The 19,901-nt window shown below is 68.9% G+C and carries 21 protein-coding genes; 13 read left to right on the forward strand and 8 right to left on the reverse strand.

The window, feature by feature from the left end; genetic code table 11:
- Positions 1-20 precede the first annotated feature (20 nt).
- Both OHA18_RS27320 and OHA18_RS27325 read left to right on the forward strand, forming a co-directional pair.
- Positions 21-509, forward strand: a complete 489-nt coding sequence (locus tag OHA18_RS27320; RefSeq protein ID WP_328998158.1) for a DUF1269 domain-containing protein — start codon at positions 21-23, stop codon at positions 507-509.
- A 142-nt stretch (positions 510-651) separates the two neighbouring features.
- Positions 652-1,599 carry a cyclase family protein gene (locus tag OHA18_RS27325; RefSeq protein ID WP_328998159.1) on the forward strand — a complete coding sequence of 316 codons (948 nt, stop codon included), beginning with the start codon at positions 652-654 and terminating at the stop codon, positions 1,597-1,599.
- A gap of 37 nt (positions 1,600-1,636) precedes the next feature.
- Here the strand turns inward: OHA18_RS27325 and OHA18_RS27330 are convergent, their stop codons facing one another.
- Complete coding sequence (locus OHA18_RS27330; RefSeq protein ID WP_328998160.1) at positions 1,637-2,341, reverse strand: SDR family oxidoreductase; 705 nt, start codon at positions 2,339-2,341, stop codon at positions 1,637-1,639.
- Between the two features lie 77 nt (positions 2,342-2,418).
- Here OHA18_RS27330 and OHA18_RS27335 point away from each other — a divergent pair, with 77 nt between their 5' ends.
- The 3 genes from OHA18_RS27335 to OHA18_RS27345 all read left to right on the forward strand — a co-directional run bounded on the left by OHA18_RS27335 (position 2,419) and on the right by OHA18_RS27345 (position 4,550).
- Positions 2,419-2,787, forward strand: a complete 369-nt coding sequence (locus OHA18_RS27335; RefSeq protein WP_328998161.1) for a winged helix-turn-helix transcriptional regulator — start codon at positions 2,419-2,421, stop codon at positions 2,785-2,787.
- Between the two features lie 114 nt (positions 2,788-2,901).
- Positions 2,902-3,336, forward strand: a complete 435-nt coding sequence (locus OHA18_RS27340) for a YciI family protein (protein ID WP_328998162.1) — start codon at positions 2,902-2,904, stop codon at positions 3,334-3,336.
- Complete coding sequence (locus OHA18_RS27345) at positions 3,336-4,550, forward strand: RNA polymerase sigma factor (protein ID WP_328998163.1); 1,215 nt, start codon at positions 3,336-3,338, stop codon at positions 4,548-4,550. The genes OHA18_RS27340 and OHA18_RS27345 overlap by 1 nt, the downstream gene beginning before the upstream one ends.
- Positions 4,551-4,563: 13 nt before the next feature.
- On the opposite strand, the gene OHA18_RS27350 is transcribed toward OHA18_RS27345, so the two are convergent.
- Complete coding sequence (locus tag OHA18_RS27350; RefSeq protein WP_328998164.1) at positions 4,564-5,988, reverse strand: serine hydrolase domain-containing protein; 1,425 nt, start codon at positions 5,986-5,988, stop codon at positions 4,564-4,566.
- An 84-nt stretch (positions 5,989-6,072) separates the two neighbouring features.
- On the opposite strand from OHA18_RS27350, the gene OHA18_RS27355 reads away from it, so the two are divergent.
- On the forward strand, positions 6,073-7,482 hold the full coding sequence (locus tag OHA18_RS27355) for a serine hydrolase domain-containing protein (protein WP_328998165.1): 1,410 nt from the start codon (positions 6,073-6,075) through the stop codon (positions 7,480-7,482).
- Here OHA18_RS27355 and OHA18_RS27360 read toward each other — a convergent pair.
- Positions 7,479-8,123, reverse strand: a complete 645-nt coding sequence (locus tag OHA18_RS27360) for a dihydrofolate reductase family protein (RefSeq protein WP_328998166.1) — start codon at positions 8,121-8,123, stop codon at positions 7,479-7,481. The genes OHA18_RS27355 and OHA18_RS27360 overlap by 4 nt on opposite strands.
- A 226-nt stretch (positions 8,124-8,349) precedes the next feature.
- Between OHA18_RS27360 and OHA18_RS27365 the strand changes: the two genes are divergently transcribed.
- Together OHA18_RS27365 and OHA18_RS27370 are read left to right on the forward strand one after the other, a co-directional pair.
- The gene (locus OHA18_RS27365) at positions 8,350-9,822 is read left to right on the forward strand and encodes an FAD-dependent oxidoreductase (RefSeq protein WP_328998167.1); all 1,473 of its coding nucleotides are present in this window, start codon (positions 8,350-8,352) and stop codon (positions 9,820-9,822) included.
- Entirely contained in the window at positions 9,819-10,475 is a 657-nt protein-coding gene (locus OHA18_RS27370) for an SGNH/GDSL hydrolase family protein (protein WP_328998168.1), read from the forward strand. Before OHA18_RS27365 ends, OHA18_RS27370 begins: the two co-directional genes overlap by 4 nt.
- Here the strand turns inward: OHA18_RS27370 and OHA18_RS27375 are convergent.
- Entirely contained in the window at positions 10,462-11,136 is a 675-nt protein-coding gene (locus OHA18_RS27375) for a DUF4097 family beta strand repeat-containing protein (protein ID WP_328998169.1), read from the reverse strand. The genes OHA18_RS27370 and OHA18_RS27375 overlap by 14 nt on opposite strands.
- A 148-nt stretch (positions 11,137-11,284) precedes the next feature.
- Here OHA18_RS27375 and OHA18_RS27380 point away from each other — a divergent pair, with 148 nt between their 5' ends.
- Positions 11,285-12,229 (forward strand): ATP-binding cassette domain-containing protein, encoded by a 945-nt coding sequence (locus tag OHA18_RS27380; RefSeq protein ID WP_328998170.1) that lies wholly within the window; start codon positions 11,285-11,287, stop codon positions 12,227-12,229.
- Positions 12,226-12,969 (forward strand): ABC transporter permease, encoded by a 744-nt coding sequence (locus OHA18_RS27385; RefSeq protein WP_328998171.1) that lies wholly within the window; start codon positions 12,226-12,228, stop codon positions 12,967-12,969. The genes OHA18_RS27380 and OHA18_RS27385 overlap by 4 nt, the downstream gene beginning before the upstream one ends.
- Here OHA18_RS27385 and OHA18_RS27390 read toward each other — a convergent pair.
- The 3 genes from OHA18_RS27390 to OHA18_RS27400 all read right to left on the reverse strand — a co-directional run bounded on the left by OHA18_RS27390 (position 12,953) and on the right by OHA18_RS27400 (position 17,768).
- Positions 12,953-16,084: a BTAD domain-containing putative transcriptional regulator gene (locus OHA18_RS27390; RefSeq protein WP_328998172.1), complete on the reverse strand. Its 3,132-nt coding sequence runs from the start codon at positions 16,082-16,084 to the stop codon at positions 12,953-12,955. The genes OHA18_RS27385 and OHA18_RS27390 overlap by 17 nt on opposite strands.
- A 46-nt stretch (positions 16,085-16,130) precedes the next feature.
- Positions 16,131-16,580, reverse strand: coding sequence for an iron chaperone (locus OHA18_RS27395; protein WP_328998173.1), 450 nt, complete (start codon positions 16,578-16,580; stop codon positions 16,131-16,133).
- A gap of 81 nt (positions 16,581-16,661) precedes the next feature.
- Positions 16,662-17,768, reverse strand: a complete 1,107-nt coding sequence (locus tag OHA18_RS27400) for an NAD(P)/FAD-dependent oxidoreductase (protein WP_328998174.1) — start codon at positions 17,766-17,768, stop codon at positions 16,662-16,664.
- A gap of 138 nt (positions 17,769-17,906) precedes the next feature.
- Between OHA18_RS27400 and OHA18_RS27405 the strand changes: the two genes are divergently transcribed.
- Positions 17,907-18,446: a GNAT family N-acetyltransferase gene (locus tag OHA18_RS27405; RefSeq protein WP_328998175.1), complete on the forward strand. Its 540-nt coding sequence runs from the start codon at positions 17,907-17,909 to the stop codon at positions 18,444-18,446.
- On the opposite strand, the gene OHA18_RS27410 is transcribed toward OHA18_RS27405, so the two are convergent.
- On the reverse strand, positions 18,431-18,826 hold the full coding sequence (locus OHA18_RS27410) for a VOC family protein (RefSeq protein ID WP_328998176.1): 396 nt from the start codon (positions 18,824-18,826) through the stop codon (positions 18,431-18,433). The two genes, OHA18_RS27405 and OHA18_RS27410, sit on opposite strands and share 16 nt — an antisense overlap.
- A 56-nt stretch (positions 18,827-18,882) precedes the next feature.
- Here OHA18_RS27410 and OHA18_RS27415 point away from each other — a divergent pair, with 56 nt between their 5' ends.
- Positions 18,883-19,392: an NUDIX hydrolase gene (locus OHA18_RS27415; RefSeq protein WP_328998177.1), complete on the forward strand. Its 510-nt coding sequence runs from the start codon at positions 18,883-18,885 to the stop codon at positions 19,390-19,392.
- 61 nt (positions 19,393-19,453) lie between these two features.
- Positions 19,454-19,891 carry a MarR family winged helix-turn-helix transcriptional regulator gene (locus tag OHA18_RS27420; RefSeq protein WP_328998178.1) on the forward strand — a complete coding sequence of 146 codons (438 nt, stop codon included), beginning with the start codon at positions 19,454-19,456 and terminating at the stop codon, positions 19,889-19,891.
- Positions 19,892-19,901 lie beyond the last annotated feature (10 nt).

Genomic DNA, 19,901 nt, shown 5'->3' on the forward strand with positions numbered 1-19,901 from the left:
CTGAAGGCAAGGAGTGCACCATGGCCGCCTTTACGGTGTGGAAGTTCGACAGTCCGGCTGGAGCTCAGGGCGCTGCTTCGATCCTGAAGCGCTGTGAGGCAGACAAGCTGGTGAAGGTCCTCGACCACGCGGTCGTCTCGTGGCCCGAAGGTGAGTCGCATCCGATCACCAAGCAGAGCCACGAGGAAACCTGGCGCGGAACCGGGTGGGGTGCCTTGTGGGGAGTACTCCTCGGTTCCCTCTTTTTCGTGCCCGTGATCGGTGGCGTGGCCGGGGCCGCGATCGGCGCGATCAGCAAGATGACACAGGACGCCGGCATCACCAAGGAGCAGCTGCACAAGATCCGCACCGAGGTCACACCAGGGACCTCGGCACTGTTCGCGGTCACCGAGCAAGGCGACCTCGATCGGGTCGGCGAACGCTTCCACGGCATGCACAGCAAGCTCATCGACACAAACCTCACCGAAGCCGAGCGTCAGGTCCTGCTGGAGACCTTCGGCGGCAAGTAGCACCAAGCCGTCCCTCGCGCATGGGTGCCGCTGCGACGGCAGCACAGGTGTGCCGTACCTACCTCCTGATCGGCCGGCTGCCGGCCTGCCGATGTAGTTTCATGCCAGTTCAGCAGGCGTGACTGGAGGAGTTGGTGGTGGGATGACGGTAGGGCGACCCACGCAGGATGACGTGTTGGGGTACTTCGAGACGTTGTCGAATTGGGGGCGGTGGGGGGATGACGACGAGCTCGGAACGCTGAACCACATCACCGACGACGTTCGGCTCGCGGCGGCGCGGGCTGTGCGGCATGGCAGGAGCGTGTCGTGTGCGTGGGAGGTCGCCGTACCGGAGGAGATGGAGCGGGCGACGACGGCGTGTCCGTGTGCGGCCGAGATGCCGGGTGCCGAACACATGCCGGCCGCGTTCCACAACGACCGGCGCTGGGGGTTTTCGAACGAGCGGCTCGGGATCTTCTTTCACGGGAACACGATCACCCACGTCGATTCGCCGTGCCACCTCTTCTGGGACGGCAAGATGTACAACGGGAGGTCGCACTCGTTGGTCGACGCCGCGACCGGATCAGCGTGGGCGGCCGTCACCGCGGCGGCGAACGGGATCGTCACGCGTGGCGTCCTGCTGGACGTTGCGAAGGTCCGCGACGTGCCGTGGCTGGAGCCGGGGGAGGGTGTCTTCCCCGAGGATCTCGAGGAGGCCGAGCGTCGGCAGGGTGTGCGGGTGCAACCCGGCGATGCGGTGCTCCTGCGGACCGGCTACGGCCGCGCTCGGCACGAGGCCGGTGCGTCCGGCGGGATCACGCAGGCCGGGTGGCACGCGTCCTGTCTGCCGTGGTTGCACGAGCGGGGCGTCTCGCTGATCGGCGCCGACACTCCGCAGGACGTTCAGCCGTCGGGGTACGACGACATCTTGATGCCGGTGCACGCCGTGAGCCTCGTTGCGATGGGGCTGTGGCTGCTCGACAACTGCGACCTGGAGCTGTGCGCGACCACAGCTGCCGAGCTCGGCCAATGGGACTTCCAGCTCGCCGTCGCGCCGGTCCGCTTCGCTGGCACCTCCGGCAGTCCGGTCAACCCGATCGCCACCTTCTGACGCTTCCTCGTTGCGGACCAGCCGGCCCCAGGGGGACTTACGCGATCTTGTTGCGTGCTCCGCCCTCGAGATGGATCGTCTCGCCCGAAATGAAGCCGGCGTGGAGCAGCCACATCACAGCGTCGACGACGTCCTCGGTCTCGCCGTGCCGTCCGACCAGCGTGCCGGCGGCGCTCTTGGTCAACAGGGCGGCCTTGCCGTCGCCGAGCCGGTCCCAGGCGCCCGAGTCGATGACACCGGGCGAAATGGCGTTGACCCGCACCGGGGCGAGGTCCGCCGCGAGGTGGCGAGCGGCGAACTCGACCGCGCCGTTCGTGGTCCCCTTGACCAGTGAGCCCGGCCCAGGCCGCCAACCGACGACGCCGGAGAACAACACGATCGATCCGGTCGGTCGCAGTACCGGAGCGAAGCGCTTCGCAACCAGCAGCGGTCCGATCACCTTCGCAGTGAAGGCCGCCACCAGCTTGTCGTGATCGAGATCGACCGCACGGACGTCGTGCGGCGCCGAACCGGTCATCACGATGTGGTCGACACCGTCCTCGAGCCGTGCAGCCGCGGCGGCGATCGTCGTCTCGTCCTGCAGATCGATGCGTACTGCGGTCGCACCGATCTCGCTCGCCAGTACGTCGGCGGCAGCCAGGTCACGTGCGCCGATCACCACGTCGTACCCGTCCTTCACCGCCCGCCGCGCGACCGCCGCCCCGAGCGCCCGTGCACCACCGATGACCAGGATCCGCTCCATCTGCGTCACTCCCTCTCGTAGAATCGGATCCACGGTATGGATTTGATACCGGTATCTTCAACGGAACTGGGGACACCATGGGCAAGGCGTACAACGTGATGGCAGCGACCTGCCCGAGCCGTACGGTGCTGCACCGCATCGGCGCCCGCTGGACGGTGTTCGTCGTCAACGCCCTCGCCGACGGGCCGCGCCGCTTCACCGAGCTGAAGGCGCACATCCAGGGCATCACGCCGAAGGTCCTGACCGAGACCCTCCGCTCCCTGGAGGTCGACGGTCTGATCAGCCGGCGCGAGTACGCCGCGAACCCGCCGCACGTCGAGTACGACCTGACGCCGTTGGGGCAGTCGCTCCTGGTCCCGCTCCTCGCCGTACGGCGCTGGGCCGAAGAGCACGTCCCGGACATCGAGGCCGCCCGAGCTCGCCACGAGAACGGGATCTCCGGATAAGGGGCAGTATTGGCCCATTCGGCGAGGACGGCCGGCAAGAGATTTCTTCCGGGTCGTGTCGATCTGTGCGGCGGCCGTTCGACCTGGGGGTGCGAGGGCCGAGGAGCGGTCCCGGTGGCTGAGGAGGACACGATGGCGAAGTACATGCTGATCATGCGGGGCACCGACGAGTCGAACGCGGCGGTGATGGCCGGGTTCGAGGAGTTGGCGCCCAAGACGTACCACTTCATCGAGGAGCTGACGAAGGCCGGTGTGTTCGTCGCGGCCGAAGGGCTGGACGATCCGGGCCAGGGCGTCGTGGTCGATGTCAGCGGTGAGGCCCCGGTGGTGACGGACGGGCCGTACGGCGAGACGAAGGAGCTGTTCGGCGGCTATTTCCTGCTGGACGTCGCCTCGAAGGAGGAGGCGGTCGAGTGGGCCAAACGGGTCCCGTCGGTCGCCGGGGCCAAGATCGAGGTACGGCGGGTGGCCGGGGACGACGAGATGCCGCCCGGTATGGAGGGGTCCGTCGAGGAGCTGGCCAGGTCCGAGAGCACCGGCCGGATCTGATGAGTACGGCTGACGTCGAGGCCGTCTGGCGGATCGAGTCGGCGCGGATCGTTGCGGCGCTGACCCGGTTCACCGGCGATTTCGGGTTGGCCGAGGACGCGGCCCAGGAGGCGGTGGCCGAGGCGCTGGTGTCGTGGCCGCGGGCCGCTCCGGCGGATCCGGCCGGCTGGCTGATGGCCACGGCCCGGCGGCGGGCGATCGACGCGATCCGCCGCCGGACCACCCTGAAGGGCAAGTACGCCCTGATGGCGGTCGACCCGGTGGTCGAGGACGAGATCGACCCCGACAGGATCGACGACGACGTACTGGCGCTGATGTTCACCAGCTGCCACCCGGTGCTCTCCCGCGAGGCGCAGGTGGCGCTGACGCTGCGGGTAGTCGGCGGCCTGTCCAGCGAGGAGATCGCCCGCGCGTTCCTCGTCCCCGTGCCGACCGTGCAGGCCCGCATCACCAGGGGCAAGAAGACGATCGCGGCGGCCGGGGTGCCGTTCGAATTGCCTGCGGCCTATGAGCGTCGGGAGCGGCTGAGCGGCGTACTCAGCGTCGTCTACGTCATCTTCACCGAGGGGTCGACGGCCACGTCGGGCGACCGGCTCGTGCGGCCCGATCTCGCGTACGAGGCGATCCGGCTGGCCCGCACGCTCGCCGCGTTGCTGCCGGACGAGCCGGAGGTGCACGGCCTGCTGGCGTTGTGCGAGCTGACGGCCGCGCGCTTCCCGGCCCGGCTCGACCCGGACGGTACGCCGGTGCTGCTGGAGGACCAGGATCGGCGGCGGTGGGACCACTCGGCGATCCGGCGTGGCATGGACGCGCTGGTCAAGGCATCGACTCGCGGCCTCGGTCCCTACGGACTGCAGGCCGCGATCGCCGCTACCCATGCGTCCGCGCCGTCGGTCGAAGAGACCGACTGGGACCGGATCGTGGTGCTGTACGAGGCGCTCGGCCGGGTCGCGCCCTCACCCGTGGTCGAGCTCAACCGGGCTGTCGCCGTGGCGATGGCCTCGGGACCGGCGCAAGCCCTCGCCATCGTGGATGAGCTGATCGCCCTGGACCGGCTCCCCGGTTCGCACCTGCTCCCGACCGTACGCGGTGAACTGCTGACCCGCCTCGGTCGCCGCCCGGAAGCACGCGCCGAACTGGAGCTAGCGGCGCGCCTGTGCGCCAACCAACGCGAACGCTCAGTACTACTACGCAAGGCAGCCGCGCTCACCTGACGCCCACTGCCACCTACGCGACGTCGGGCCTTGTCATGAGCGGGGTCTGTAGGTGGAGGATCAGGTTGGGGCCGGTTAGGGGGACCGTGGACCAGACTGCCGTTGCTGTGTCTCCGTCGACTTCCAGTCGGACCCGGTGCGGCGTCGTGATGACGTACAGGTCGGCGACAAACTTGTCCGCCTGCCATGCTCCGCGCGCTACTACTGGGCGGCCGAGTGGTGAGCTTTCTCGCCAGTCGTCATGGCCGGCCTCGATGGTGAGCGACGAGCCGAGTTGTAGCAGCCATCCGCCGTCTACGGGATCGACGGTCACCGAGGTTCCGTCCGGCAGGGCCGACCCCTCGACGGAGGCATCAAGAGTCGCTTTGGCAGAACGATCCGGGGCGGCCGAACCCGGCACCGGCGCGATCGACAGCTGCCGCAGCCGATCAGCGAGGAGCTCGTCGTCGCGAGTGGTTCCTGGGTCGTCGATGCCAGGCAACAGGTAGTCCCAGAGGAGGCCAGGTAGGGCGGTTCCCTCGTCGATGGCGGCGGTCACGACGACCACGAGATCGTGGGACGGGACGACCACGCAGTGCTGGCCGTAGGCGCCGTTGCCGTGATAGCCGTGCCGTGACATCCAGATCTGATAGCCGTACCCGCAGAGAAAGTCAGGGTTTCGCGTCCAGTCAGGGAGGGGTCTGGTGTCGACTTGCTTGCTGGTCGCGAGCTCCACCCAGTCGCGCGGGACGAGTTGTTGGTCACCCCAACGACCTCTGCGGAGCAGCAGTTCCCAGAAGGCGGCGACGGCCTCGGTCGTGAGGTGCAGTCCGTGGAATCCGAACGCGGCACCGCTCGCCACCCGGTCCCATTCGGCGCCCTCGATGCCCATCGGCCCGAACAGGCGCTCGTCGAGGAACTCCGGAAGGCCGCGGCCGGTGACCCGTTCCAGCATCCGGGCCAGGACGAACGTCGTCGAGTTGTCGTAGTCGTGCTGTGTCCCCTCGACCGCGGGAAACGGTACGCGCAGGAAGCCCTTCACCAGGTCGTCCGGCTCCAGCTGCCACGCCTCCTCGAGGCTGTCCTTGCCGTGCCCGGCCGTCATCGACAGCAGGTGGTGAACGGTGAGGCGCCGTCCCTGCTCCGGCATACCGTCCGGAATGTGGTCGGGCAACACGTCGACCACCTTGTCGTCCAGCGACAGCAATCCGTCGGCGATCGCGAGGCCAACGGCGATCGAGGTGAACGACTTGGTCAACGAATACAGGAGATGCGGGCGTTCGGCCGAGTACGGCGCCCACCAGCCTTCGGCGACGAGGTGACCGCGGTGCACGACCATGATCGAGTGGCATTCGATGGACTGCGCATCGAGCTCGTCCAGCAGCGCGGCGATCGCGCGGGACGAAATCCCCGAGGCGGCCGGTGTCGACCGCGGTAGCAGGGCGGGCTGAGAAGGCATGCAGGCAACTTAACAACTGCGCGGCATCGAGTCACCGGAAATATGGGGCTGCGCGGGCGGTGCGGTGCGGCGTACCGTCTAGTGATGGGGCTCAGGGGGAGTGTCGAGGATGGGCTGTGGCCTTTGATCGAGGCCTTTGTCGATTCGCATGACGTAGCTGGGTTGGGCGTTGCGGTCGTGCGGGACGGGGAGGTCGTCTCGCGGGGGTTCGGTGTCCGCGATGTTCGCAGCGGGGCGCCGGTCACCCCGGAGACCATGTTCCATCTGGCGTCGGTGTCCAAGCCCTTCGTTGCGACTGCCGTCGTTTCGCTGGCGATCGCCCAAGAACCGTTGCTCGACCTGGATGCTCCGATCACCGAATGGGTGCCCGAGTTCACGCTGGCCGACGGTCGCGCGGGAGAGGTCACGGCGCGGCGCCTGCTGAGTCATACGAGCGGCCTTCCAGACGTCTCGGACTACGGGTGGCACGACCCTCAGCTCAGCGACGACGCGCTCAGCGAGTTCGCTCGCAGCGTGTCGGGCTGGCGGCTGCAGGCGGAGCCCGGTACGGCGTTCTCGTACTCCAACGCCGGGTTCGAGCTGCTGGGGCTGCTGCTGTCGCGGGTCATGGGTACTACGTTCGAGGACGCCGTACGGCGGGAAGTCCTTGCGCCGCTGGGGTTGCGGAACAGCACGTTCCTGCGCGGCGACGTACCGGCGGAGCTGGCTGCCTCGCCGCATGTGGGGATGCCGCTGTCGGTGCCCGGTGACGCGTATCCGTACACCAGGCGGCATGCGCCGAGCTCGACCCTGCACTCGAACCTGGTCGAGATGTGTCGCTGGATGATGGCGAACTTCGAGCCTGCGCGGGCACCGCTGCTCGACCTGATGTGGCGTCCCGTGGTGTCGGTGGGACGACCGCCGTGGGCCGAGGCCGAGGCGCTCGGCTGGGCCGTCGGCACGTACGGCGGCCATCGAACCGTGAGCCACAGCGGATCGGATCCCGGGTTCGGATCGAGATTCGTGCTCGTACCTGAGCGGCGTACCGGTGTCGTCGTGCTGGCCAACTCCACCACCGTTCCCGCCTCGTTGATCGCGACGGCGGCCCTCGACGTCGCGCTCGGAGCTGCGGTATCCGATGGCTTGGGCGCCTCGCTGCGCTCGATCGCCGGCCCCGTCGCCGAGGCGCTGGCAAGCGAGGGTCCGGACGCTGCAAAGGCGACGTACCACCAACTGGCCGCGCTCGAGCCGGCCGAGTTCGACCTCGACGACGACGGCTTCGACGACGCCGTGTGGGGCGCGATCGAGCTGCACCGGACAGACATGGTGTGGTCCCTCGTGCGCCTGTGGACCGAGCTACGCCCGGACTCGTCTCCCGCCTGGACGATGACGGGCTGGGCCCACCAGGTCGATGGCGACCTGGACCTCGCAAGAACTGCCATCCACCGCGCCCTCACCCTCGACCCCGGGAACGCCGACGCCGCCGAGGTCATGACCTACCTCTCGCCTGCCTAGCGCCTGGCGGTGAAGGTCAGGTGGGTTATGCCGCTCGGGGTCGAGACCGTCTCGATGTCGTAGGCCTGTTCGAGGGACTCCAGGCCGTCCCAGAGGCGGACGCCGCGGCCGAGGAGGATGGGGACCACCGCGACGTGCATGTAGTCGACCAGGCCTTCGGCGAGGAAGTCGCGGACGACGGTGGCGCCGCCGCCGATCCGTACGTCGGCGCCGTCGGCGGCCGCGCGGGCCTGCGCGAGCGCCTGGCCCGGGGTGGCGTCGAGGAAGTGGAACGTCGTACCGCCGTCCATCTCGATCGAGGGCCGCGGCCGGTGGGTGAGGACGAAGACCGGCGTGTGGTACGGCGGGTTCGGGCCCCACCAGCCCTTCCAGTCGGGGTCGTCCTGCCACCCGGGCGGGCCGAACTTGCCGGCGCCCATGATCTCGGCGCCGATCCCCGGTTCGTGCCGCTCGGCGAACCCGTTCTCGGCGCCGACCGTGCCGCCGGGCAGGCCGTCCGCCGCATGGAAGAACCGCGTCGCGACGAGCCACTCGTGCAGCCGTTCCCCGGCATGCCCGAACGGCGTCTCGAGCGCCTGCCCCTCGCCGGTCCCGAACCCGTCCAGCGAAATCGAGAAGTTGTGAACCCTGACCTCAGCCATGACCGTGCTCCTTAGCTCCGTCGACGCCGCCATCCGGCGTCTCACCATCAGGTCGGAGCCGTCAGAGCCGCTTTGACATCGCTTGCTCTCCGGCGCGCTCGGTGCTGTCCGAACACGTCCGCTGATACCTCGTGCCAGCGGGGTGGCCGGTCGGTGTCAGTGGCGTGTGCGCGGGTCGTGTCACGGTTGTTGCGTGCCTCAGGCAACAACCTGGAAGGGGAAATCTGTGGACGACGTGGTGATCGTGGGTGCCGGTCCGGTTGGGCTGTTTCTTGCTTGCGAGCTCGGTCTCGCGGGCTGTTCTGTGTCGGTGATCGAACGCGAGGCGGACGGGTCGTCGCCGTGGCGGTCACAGCCGCTCGGGATGCGAGGGTTGACCGCGGCGTCGATTCAGGCGTTCGACCGGCGCGGCCTGCTGGAGCCGCTGCTGCAGGCGTCCGGCGTCGAGCCGGGTGAGTCCGGCCCGCCGCGCATGGTCGGCCACTTCGCCGGGATGATGCTCGATGCGGCCAACCTCGACCCGGCCGCATTCCCGTTCCGGCTGCCGACTCCGACGCCGGACGTACTACTGACGAGCCTCGAAGCGGTCGAGTCGGTGCTGGCGGAGCGGGCCGTCAAGCTCGGCGTCGAGATCAAGCGCGGCACGGCGGTCTCGGGCATCACGCAGTACGACGACAACGTGGTAGTGCGCGCCGGCGAGCAGGAGTACGCCGCCCGCTGGGTCGTCGGCTGCGACGGCGGGCGCAGTACGGTCCGGGGGCTCGCGGGGTTCGAGTTCGTCGGCACTGAGCCGCTGTTCACGGGCTACACCATGCAGGTCGACATCGAGGATCCGGAGAAGTTGAGTCCTGGCTTCAACCTGACGCCGACGGGCATGTACATCCGGATGATGACCGACGGGCACTACAGCATGCTCGACTTCGACGGCGGTGCGTTCGATCGTTCGCAGGAGCTGACGCGCGACCATCTTCAAGACGTACTGCGTCGCATGTCGGGCACCGATGTGACGCTGACCGACGTACACCTCGCGTCGAGTTTCACCGATCGCGCGATGCAGACTGCGACGTACCGGCAGGGGCGCGTTCTGGTCGCGGGCGATGCCGCTCACATCCACTCGCCCCTCGGTGGGCAGGGGCTCAACACCGGCCTGGGCGACGCGATGAACCTCGGCTGGAAGCTCGCCGCGACCGTGCAAGGCGTGGCGCCGGACGACCTGCTCGACACGTACGACGGCGAGCGGCATCCGGTCGGCGCCTCGGTGCTCGACTGGACCCGCGCGCAGGTGGATGTGATGAAACCGGGCCCACAGGCGGAGGCGGTCCGTGGACTGATCCGCGACCTGCTCGCGACCCGCGACGGTACGACGTACGTGGTCGGCAAGCTGTCGGGGTACTGGATCCGCTACGACCTCGGCGACGAGCACGACCTCGTCGGGCGGAGCGCGCCGGACTTCTACCTCGAGGACGGTACGCGACTGGGCGACCTGACGCAGGACGGGCGAGCCGTCCTACTCGACTTCACCAGCAGCCTCCAGGAGCAAGCGGCCCGCTGGGACATCCGGTACGTCGCCGGCCCCGCCCGCGACGGTCTCGGCCTACCCGCCGTACTGATCCGCCCGGACGGGGTGGTCGCCTGGGCCGGCGGTCCCGCCACGTTCGACACGGTCGCCGCCCGCTGGTTCGGGACGGCCCGCGGATGAGGCCGGGAAGCACGGTGATGTTCACCGGCGACTCGATCACCGATTCCCAGCGGCTGGAGAGCGAGGACGGCCTCGGTTTCGGATACCCGTTGCGGATCGCCGGTGAGTGGGGATTCCGGTGCCCGGAGCAACCAGTGACCTGGCTGAACTCGGGTGTCGCGGGCAACAAGGTGATGGATCTCGAGGCCCGCTGGCAGTCGGACGTACTCGACGTACGACCGGACGTGGTGTCGATCCTGGTCGGGATCAACGATGTGGGTTGGCACGCGTACGACCCGGACGGCTACCTGATTCCTGCGGAGGAGTACGCCGCCGGGTACGACCGGCTGCTCGCTCCGCTGGCCGAGGCGGGTACGGAGCTGATCCTGATCGAGCCGTTCCTGTTGCCGGTCCGCGGAGTGCTCGAGGTCGGTGCTGCGCTGATCGGTCCGGAGGACCGGAAGAAGTGGCGCGCCGACCTGGATCCGAAGATTCAGGTCGTGCGCGAACTGGCCCGGAAGTACGACGCGCAACTGCTCGCCGCCGACGGCCTGTTCGCCGAGCTCTCGGCGACGACCGAACCGGAGTACTGGGCCATGGACGGTGTACACCCGACCCCGGCCGGCCATGCCGCCCTCGCCGCAGCCTGGCTCCGGCTGGTCACGCGGGGTTGACGGTGATGTTGCCGCCGTGGGTGCGGGCTCGGACGGTGATGGTGTGGTTGGTCGGTTCGGTGGTGTCCAGGTTGTTGAAGACGCGGCCGATGGAGGTGTGGGCGTCCAGTTGCGCCGCGGTGCCTGCGGGTACGCCGATGGCGACCTCGCCGGTGGCGGTGTACAGGTCGGCTGATCCAGTGCCCAGCCGGCCCACCTGGATGTCGCCGCTCGCGGTACGGGCGTTGACCGCGGCCCCCGCCACAGCGACGTGGATGTTGCCGGTGGCCGACTTAGCGCGCAGGTTGCCGGTGACGTTGGCGATCCGCATGTCGCCGTTCGCGGTCTTCAGCTCGCAGGCACCGACCTCGCCCTCGACGACGTAGTTGCCCTTGGCGGTGTAGCCCTGGATGGCGGACCCGGCCGGCAGCTCGATCAGCACCGCCACCTCGCCGTACTTCTTGGTGAACAGCGTCCGCAGCTTCGGGTGCCTGACCTGCAGTTTCCCGTCGGCGAACTCGATCACGACCTGCTCGGCCGCCTGCACGTCCAGCGCCCAGGCCGGATCGACCGGGCGGACGTCGACGACGGTGTCGGTGCGGTCGCCGGCCTTGAAGGTGACGTTGCCGAAGATGATGTCGACGTCGGCGGAGATCGGGGCGGGGGTGGCGAATGTCGGCATGATGTCTGTCCTTTGGTCGGAAGTGCTGGCAAGGACAACTCTCGTCAACTGCCCTGACACCGCACCGCCATGAGCGGAAGACACGGGGGCTGACACGGTGTAGGCGGCGTGTCAGGTGCGTGTCAGGGCGGTTGCCGAAGGTAATCCCATGACAACTTCGGCGATCGCGGTCTCAGGACTGCGCAAGGCATTCGGCGACAAGACCGTGCTCGACGGCATCGACCTCGAGGTCCCCGCGGGCACTGTCTTCTCGCTGCTCGGCCCGAACGGGGCCGGCAAGACGACCACGGTGAACGTGCTGACCACGTTGATCAAGGCCGACAGCGGCACGGTCCGGGTGGCCGGGCACGACGCCGCGACCGAGGCCAAGGCAGTCCGCTCGGCGATCGGGGTCACCGGCCAGTTCGCGGCCGTCGACGAGCTGCTGACCGGCCGGGAGAACCTCCAGCTGATGGTGGACCTGAGCCCGGTACCGGCCAAGGACGGCAAGCGGATCGTGACCGGCCTGCTGGAGCGCTTCGACCTGGTGGAGTCGGCCGACAAGTCCGCGGCGACGTACTCCGGGGGTATGCGCCGCAAGCTCGACCTGGCGATGACCCTGGTCGGCAGCCCGCGGATCATCTTCCTGGACGAGCCGACGACGGGTCTGGACCCGCGCAGCCGGCGGACGATGTGGACGATCATCCGCGAACTGCTGGCCGACGGCGTGACGATCTTCCTCACCACGCAGTACCTGGACGAGGCCGATGAGCTGGCCGACCGGATCGCGGTCCTGAACCAGGGCAAGTTGGTTGCCGAGGGCACCCCTGAGGAGCTCAAGCGGCAGATCCCCGGCACGCATGTGCGGTTCCGGTTCGGCAGCTTCGACGACCTCGACGTGGCCGCCGGGATCATGCCGGACTCGACCCGCGACGACGACGCGCTGACGCTGCGGGTCCCCAGCGACGGCGGCACCAAGTCGGTCCGGGCGCTGCTCGACCGCCTCGACGAGCACTCGCTCGACGCCGAGGAGTTCTCCGTCCACACCCCCGATCTCGATGACGTTTTCCTCGCCCTGACGGGCCATGACACCGCGGAGGTAGTCGCGAAATGAAGAACCCCTCGATGGTGATGCTGCGCCGCAACTTCAAGCACATCGCCCGCAACCCGACCTCGGTCTTCAACGCAGTCCTGATGCCGGTCGTGGTCATGCTGATGTTCGTCTACATGCTCGGCGACGCCTTCAGCGTCGGTGTTCCGTACGTCGACTACGCGACGCCAGGCATGCTCCTGCTGGCGGTCTGCTACGGACTGGGATCGGTGGCGACGTCGGTGAACTCCGACATGACCAAGGGCATCATCAACCGGTTCAAGGTGATGGACGTCCCCCGCGGCGCGGTGCTGACCGGTCACGTGATCGCCAGCCTGCTGACCAACCTGGTCGCGATCGCCGCGATCATCGGCGTGGCTTTCGCGCTGGGTTTCAACCCGTCGGCGAGCTTCGTCGACTGGCTCGGTGTGATCGGCCTCGTCGTACTGCTCGGTCTGGCGACCGCGTGGCTGACTGTCGCTCTCGGTCTGTTCGCCAAGACTCCGGAGACCGCCGGTCTCGCCACGGTCCCGCTGATCATGCTGCCGTTCTTCAGCAGCGCGATCGTGCCGGCCGACAAGATGGGGGCGGGTGTGAAGCAGTTCGCGGAGTACCAGCCGTTCACGCCGATCATCGAGTCCCTGCGCGGGCTGCTGAACGGCTCGGCGGCGAGCAGCGACCTGATCGCCGCGCTCGCCTGGCTCGTCGGGATCGCGGTCGTCGGCTACCTCTGGGCGACCTCGACCTTCAAGAAGCGAGCGTGACCGCGACCAACTCGGTCCAGCTCGCCTGCCGTCCCTCGTCAGTCGCCTCGGTGAACCGCGTGTCACCGAGGCGACTGCGCGTTTCCTGCTCGATCCGGGTCAGGTCGGGGTTGGACAGATCCGGCAGACCGCGTACGGCGGCACTCGCGCCGAGCAGCCGCGCGGCCTGCTCGTCCTGATCGGTGCGCAACGCCAGATCCGCGATCCCGACCAGCACCTGCGCGATGGCGGGGATGTGTTCGCTCTCGGTCGCCGCCTGGACCGCGGCGGTGCGGTGCTCCCAGGACTCGTCGAGATCCTCGGTCAGGTAGCCGAGCAGGTCATGCCGGATCACCCGCAGACTGGCCCGCTCGGCCTCGTGTCCCAGCATCGTCGTCGCGATGGCCAACTGCCGTCGCGCCTCGTCGTTGTCTCCGCCCCAGTGCGCGAGTTCCGCCTTGGACAGCGTCAGTTCGACCAGCGCCTCCGGCCAGGCGACCCGCTCGGCCTGCCGTTGTGCGTCCGCCATCGCGGCTGCGCTCGACTCGAGGTCATCGGCCAGCCAGTACAGCTGCGCCTGACGGGACCGCATCCGTACGACGTCCTCGGTGGCGCCGACCTCCGCCGCGACCGCGATCGCCTGTTCGCAGTACTCGCACGCGGCGGCGAACTCACCGCGGACGGCGACCCGGTCCGCCAGTTCGGTCAGCGCGAACGACATCCCCCAGCGTTCGCCGATCGCGCGGAACTCGGCGAGTGCGGTCTCGAGCAAGGCGTCCGCGTCAGGGTCGCCGTCGCCGAGCATGATGCGCATCTTGCCGGTCTGCAGCCGGGCCAGCGCCTGCACCCACGGATCGTCGTCGGCAAGCAACGGCTCGAACGCGGACACGAAGGCGGCCGGCCCCTCCAGCAGGCGTTCCAACGCGGGGGACATCTTGACCGCGGGGTGCGGGCTCCCGACCCGGCGGCTGATCTCGGCGGCCTTCCGGATCCACTCCTCGGCGTTGTACTGGTCCCGCCCTCGTCCGGACGTCATGACCCCGGTGACGAACGCGTACACCACGGCCAGGACCTCGTCGGGCACTTCACCGGGCAGGGCGGGGGCAGCCATCAGGTATTCGTTGCCTTCGACCTTGTGCCCGGCGAACCACCAGTACCAGCCGGCCGCCGCGGCCAGCCGCATCGCTCCATCGGCCTCCCGAGCCGAGAGCGCACCCCGCATCGCCGCGGCGATGTTGTCGTGGTCGGGTTCGAGAATGGCCAGCCATTCCAGCTGCTCGGCGCGGCGCAGATGCGGGTCCGCGGTCGCGGCCAGCTCGGTGAAGTATGCGAGATGGGTACGACGGGTCAGATCCGACTCGCCCGCCTCGTCGAGACGCTGCTGGGCGTACTCCTTGATCGTGCCGAGCATCCGGTAGCGCGGAGCACCCTCGTCCTTGGTGACCACGAGCGACTTCTCGGTCAGCGCGGTCAGCAGGTCGAGGACCTCCCACGACTCGACCTCGCCCCCGGCGCAGACCTGCTCGGCCGCCTCCAGGCTCGCGCCACCCGCGAACACCGAGAGCCTGCGCAGCACGGTCCGCTCGGCATCGGACAGCAGCTCCCAGCTCCAGTCGACCACCGCACGCAGCGTCCGGTGCCGGGGGAGCGCCGTACGGCTGCCGCCGGTCAACAAGCGGAACCGATCGTCGAGGCGGTTGGCGAGCTGCTCCAAGGACATCGTGCGCAACCTGGCCGCGGCGAGCTCGATAGCCAGCGGCATACCGTCCAATGCCCTGCAAATACGGGCCATCGTGGCCATCGCCTGAGCGTCCGTGGACAGGTCCGCGCGCACCGCGCTGGCCCGATCCTGCAGCAACCGAACGGCCGGTGACGTGTCGATCTCGCTAGCGTCCGTAGGGACGGCCAACGGTGCGACCGGCCACAGTGCCTCACCGGTGATGCCGAGCGGCTCCCGGCTCGTGGCGAGGATCCGCAACCGCGGACACTCGCCGAGCACGCGATGCGCGAACGCCGCCGCCGATTCGATCACGTGCTCGCAGTTGTCCAGGATCAGCAGCATCGTCCGCTCGCGGACGGCGGCGATGACACGGTCCGTCGGATCCGCGTCCGGTACGTCGCCGAGCAGCGCATCGCGGAGCGCCAGCGCCGCCAGCGTCGCCTGCGCGACGTCGCCGTCGGGACCGATGGCCGCGAGCTCGACCATCCAGGCTCCGTCCGGCAGATCGCCCAGCAGCGTACGCGCGGTTTCCGCGGACAGCCTGGTCTTCCCCGAGCCGCCCGGTCCGATCAGCGTGGTGAGCCGGTGCTCCGCGATCAGATCGCGGACGGCGGCGACATCGGCATCCTTACCGACGTACGTCGTGAGCTCTTCGCGGAGGTTGGTGTTGCGCTTCTCGTCCCGTCGTACGAGCTCGCCGCGCAGGAGGGCGACGTGGAGCGCGGACAGCTCCGGTGACGGGTCGACGCCGAGCTCGTCGGCCAGCGTCTCCCGGGTGCGCTCATACACGCGGAGTGCCTCGGTGTCGCGGCCGGAGGCGACAAGGGCGCGCATCAGCGCGGCGACGAGGCGTTCGCGGACCGGGTGTGCGGCGACCAGGTCGGTCAGTTCGGTGACGAGGTCGGCGCCGTGGCCGAGGGTGATCTCGGCGTCGTACCGATCCTCCATCGCAGTCAGCCGGAGCCCGTCGAGCCTGGTCACCGCCGCGTCGAACGCCCCGCTCTCGGTGAGCCCGACGTCCTGCATGGCCTGGCCGCGCCACAGCTCGAGCGCCTCGCGGAGCAGCCGGACGCTCTGCGGATCCTGGTCGGTGCGGGCCCGGGCCACCAGGCGTTCGAACCGTACGGCGTCGACCGCGTCGGGGTCCACACGCAGCCGGTAGCCGTCCGTGTGCCCCTCGACCGACCCTTCCGGGAGCACCTTCCGGAGCCGGGAAACCAGGCGTTGCAAGGCGTTCGCCGCGTCGGCCGGCGGCTGCTCACCCCAGATCCAGTCGACCAGCGTCGCCTTCTGCACCACCCGCCCCGGATCGAGTGCCAGGGCAATCAACAGCCCGCGCAGCCGCGCACCCGGTACGTCGGCGATGCCGCCATCGTCCGTACGAACCTCGAATGGGCCCAACATCCCGATCTGCACCTGCGAGATTGTGCCACGCGCCAGGAAGCGGTCCTGGCTCCGGCGGCTAGCTGATGGCTTTCTTGACCAGGGTGATGAGCTTCTTCTCGATGGCGGGGGTCAGCTTGGTCACGGCGTACGACGTCGGCCACAGGTCGCCGTCGTCGATCTTCGCCTCGTCGCTGAAGCCGAAGGTGGCGTAGCGCGCCTTGAACTTGGCCGCGTCCTGGAAGAAGCACACGTTCTTCCCGCCCAGCGTCCACCCGGGCATCCCGTACCAAAGCTTCGGCGACAGTTCCGGCACCTCGGCCGCGATCAGCGCGTGCAGCCGCTCGGCGATCGCCCGGTCGGCGTCGGCCATCCCTGCGATCTTCGCCAGCTGCGCCTCGGTCGGGTCCTCCTTGCCCTTGAGCTCCTTGGCGCGCTCCTTCATCGCATCCCGCTCGGCCTCGCTGAAACCCTCGTACGACTTGGTCTTGGCGGTCGACTTGGCTGCGGTCTTCTTCGCGGTGGCCATCGGACTGTCCCTTCGGTCGGCTCTGAACACTCCTCACACTATGAGCCGACCTACCGCGCCCGCTTCTCGAAAACTGATCGATCAGGCCAAGGCGGCCAGGCCCGGGTGGCGTTGGGTGAGGAAGGCGGCGCGGACGATGGCCTCCTTGTAGCGGGCGGCGGCGCGGCCGGTGAGGACGGTCTTGCGGGGCGAGTCGTCGGCGTGGACGAACTGGATCAGGGCGTCGTTGCGGCCCAGGCTGATGCACTGGTTGATGTAGCGGAAGCGCAGCGGCTTGGGTTCCTGCCCGGCGAGGCGGGCCTTGAGCGAGCGTACGGCGTGTGCCGCGGCCGGGAGACCGGTCGCGCAGGCCATCCGCAACTCCTGCCCGCTCGTACGGCGTACCGCTGCCGCATCCCCGACCGCGTAGACATCCGGGTGGGAGACGGACCGGAGCGTCGCGTCGACCTGCATCCGGCCGTGCGCGTCGACGGCGAACCCGGCCTCTGCGGCCAGCGGAGACACCTCGAAACCGGTCGTCCAGACCACGACGTCGGCGGCCACGCGATCCCCGTCGTCAAGCTTCAGACCGTCGGCGTCCACCGCGGCGACGCGGGCGTTCTCGACGAGCTCGATGCCGAGACGGTCGAAGGAACGGTGCAGGTAGTTGCGGCCGCGCTCGCTGAGGGCGGAGCCGAGGTGGCCGCTCGTGACGAGTCGCACGACTCGGTCCGGATAGGTCTCGGCGAGCTCGGTGGCGGCCTCGATCCCGGTCAGCCCGCCGCCGACGACCGCGATCGTGCCGCTGGTACGCATCCGCTCGCGGAGCTGGCCCGCCTGGTCCACGTCGGCCACGGTGAAGGCGTATTCGCTTGCCCCGGGCACCGAATTCAGATCGGCCCGGCTCCCGAGCGCATAGATCAGTACGTCGTACCGCAGCTCGCGATCACTCAGTACGACGGTCCGGGACCCGGCGTCGATCCGCTGCACCCGGTCGGCGACGAAGTCCACCCCGGTCCCCTCGAGCAGATCCGTGATCCGCCGCTCCGGCAGCTGCTGACCGGACGCGAGCTGGTGCATGCGGACCCGCTCGACGAAGGTCTCCCGGGCGTTGACCAGCGTGACAGGTGAACCAGTACGGCGCGCCGCCAGCTTGGCTGCGACCAGACCGGAGTACCCGGCTCCCAGTACGACGATGTGCGGTGTCATGTCTGCGCACTCCTTTCGACGTACTCCGGACACCGCCCACCACCCGGGTTGTGACGTGACGACGGTCACGTCCGGCGCTGTCATCAACCGAGGCCAGCGCGCGGCGCGTCGACCTCCGCACGTAGCTAGGTTTGCGGGATGTACGACGACCTGCCGGCGGAGTTGGCTACTGAGCGACTGGATCTGCGGCGGTGGCGGCCGTCCGATGCCGAGGAGTATCGCGGGCTGTGGGCCGAGCGCGACGTCCGCGCACGGCGGCGGATCGACGCTGACGGACGGCCGACGGTCGAGGAGATCCGTGGCTGGCTGACCGAGAATCCGCTGGCCGCAGAGGCGGGGCTCGGGTTGTTGCCGATCGAGGTGCGGGCGACGGGGGAGTTCATCGGGTACTGCGGGTTGACCGTGGGGCAGGCGACCTTCGACGAACCGGAGATCGCGTACGAGTTGGCATCGCGCGCTCATGGGCACGGGTACGCCACGGAGGCGGCGCGGGCAGTGGTCGAGGCGGCGCGGCGTACCGGCCGGCGGCGGTTGTGGGCGACCGTACGGGAATGGAACGCGGCGTCGTTCCGCGTGCTCGAGAAGGTTGGCTTCGAGCGCAGCGACCGGGTCGACGAGGATCCCGAGCGAGGCGACTCGATCTGGATGACCTGCGAGCTTGGTCAGCCGTTGGCGTAGAGGCAGAACGGGTGGCCGGCCGGGTCCAGGAGGACTCGGACGTCGTCCTGGGGCTGGAAGTCGGCGAGGGTGGCGCCGAGCTCCTGGGCATGCGCGACCGCGACGGCGAGGTCGCCGACCTCGATGTCCAGGTGCATCATCATCTGCTGCTCGCCTTCGGCGGCCGGCCAGACCGGGCGGGCCCACGGCGCGGACGTCTGCGCCTGGAACGCCAGGTAGGTCTCGGAGTTGCCGGGCACCACCAGCGTGAACTCGTCCGGCTCGTCCTTGTGGATCTCCCAGCCGAGAACCGCGTGGTAGAACATGCCGAGCGCCTGCGGGTCCGGCGCATCGATCACCGTCCCGAAATAGTGCCCCTTCACCGAACGCCCTCGCAGCATCGCCATACCTTCCGTCGTCGTCTGCCCGACACCCAGTGACCCAGGACACTAGACCCGTGAACCGACAGAACGATCTCGCCGCCGAGGGTGAACCGGAGAAGGAGTTCAACCCCGGCATCGCCGCCCGCCTGCCACGCAAGACCGCGGCCGGCGGCGCGCTGATCCACGACCGGGCCGGCCGCATCCTGTTCCTCGAGCCCACCTACAAACCCACCCTCGACATCCCCGGCGGCATCGTCGAGTACGACGAGTCGCCGTACGAGGCCTGCCGCCGCGAGGTCAAGGAGGAGATCGGCCTCGACCTGGACATCGGCCGCCTCCTGGTCGTCGACTGGGTCCCCGCCATCGGCCCCTGGTCCGACTCACTGGCCTTCGTCTTCGACGGCGGCACCCTCGACGAGATCCCTCTGACCCTCGACCCCACCGAGGCAAGAGCCCACCACTACCTGACCCTCGCCGAAGCCACCCCACACCTCCGCCCCTCCATGACCCGCCGCCTAACCCTCGCCGAACAAGCCCGATCCACCAGCACCACCACGTACTCCGACTTCGGCCGCGCGCGCTGAGTCATTGGACGTGCCAACAAGATACTAGCCATGTACTTAGTAGCCGTGTACTGTATTTGGCATGAGTGAAGCGACTCCGGGGCATTTGGTGTGGCGGTTGTCGATGAAGTGGCGGGTGGCGGTGGATCGGGCGTTGGCGCCGCGAGGGTTGACGCATGCGCAGTACGTGATGCTCGCGTCGTTGTACGGGCTGGAGCGGGACGGGCGGGTGCCCAGTCAGCGGGAGTTGGCTGATCACACCGGCCTGGAGGCGTTGTACGTCTCGAAGCTCGCTCGCAGTCTCGACGCCGACGGGCTGATCCAGCGGACCCGGGACGCCGTCGACACCCGCACCATGCGGCTCGAGCTGACCGCCAAGGGACGCGAGACCGTCCAGCCCGCGATCGCCGAAGTCGCCGCGCTCCTCGACAAGCTGCTGGCGCCGCTGGGCGGGCGCCGTGGTGCGCGGACGAAGGGCTTCGTGCGCGATCTCACCGAACTACTCGACACCCCACTGTGAGGACTCCGTC

Origin of the sequence: Kribbella sp. NBC_00709 (assembly GCF_036226565.1) — a bacterium.
GTDB lineage: Bacteria > Actinomycetota > Actinomycetes > Propionibacteriales > Kribbellaceae > Kribbella.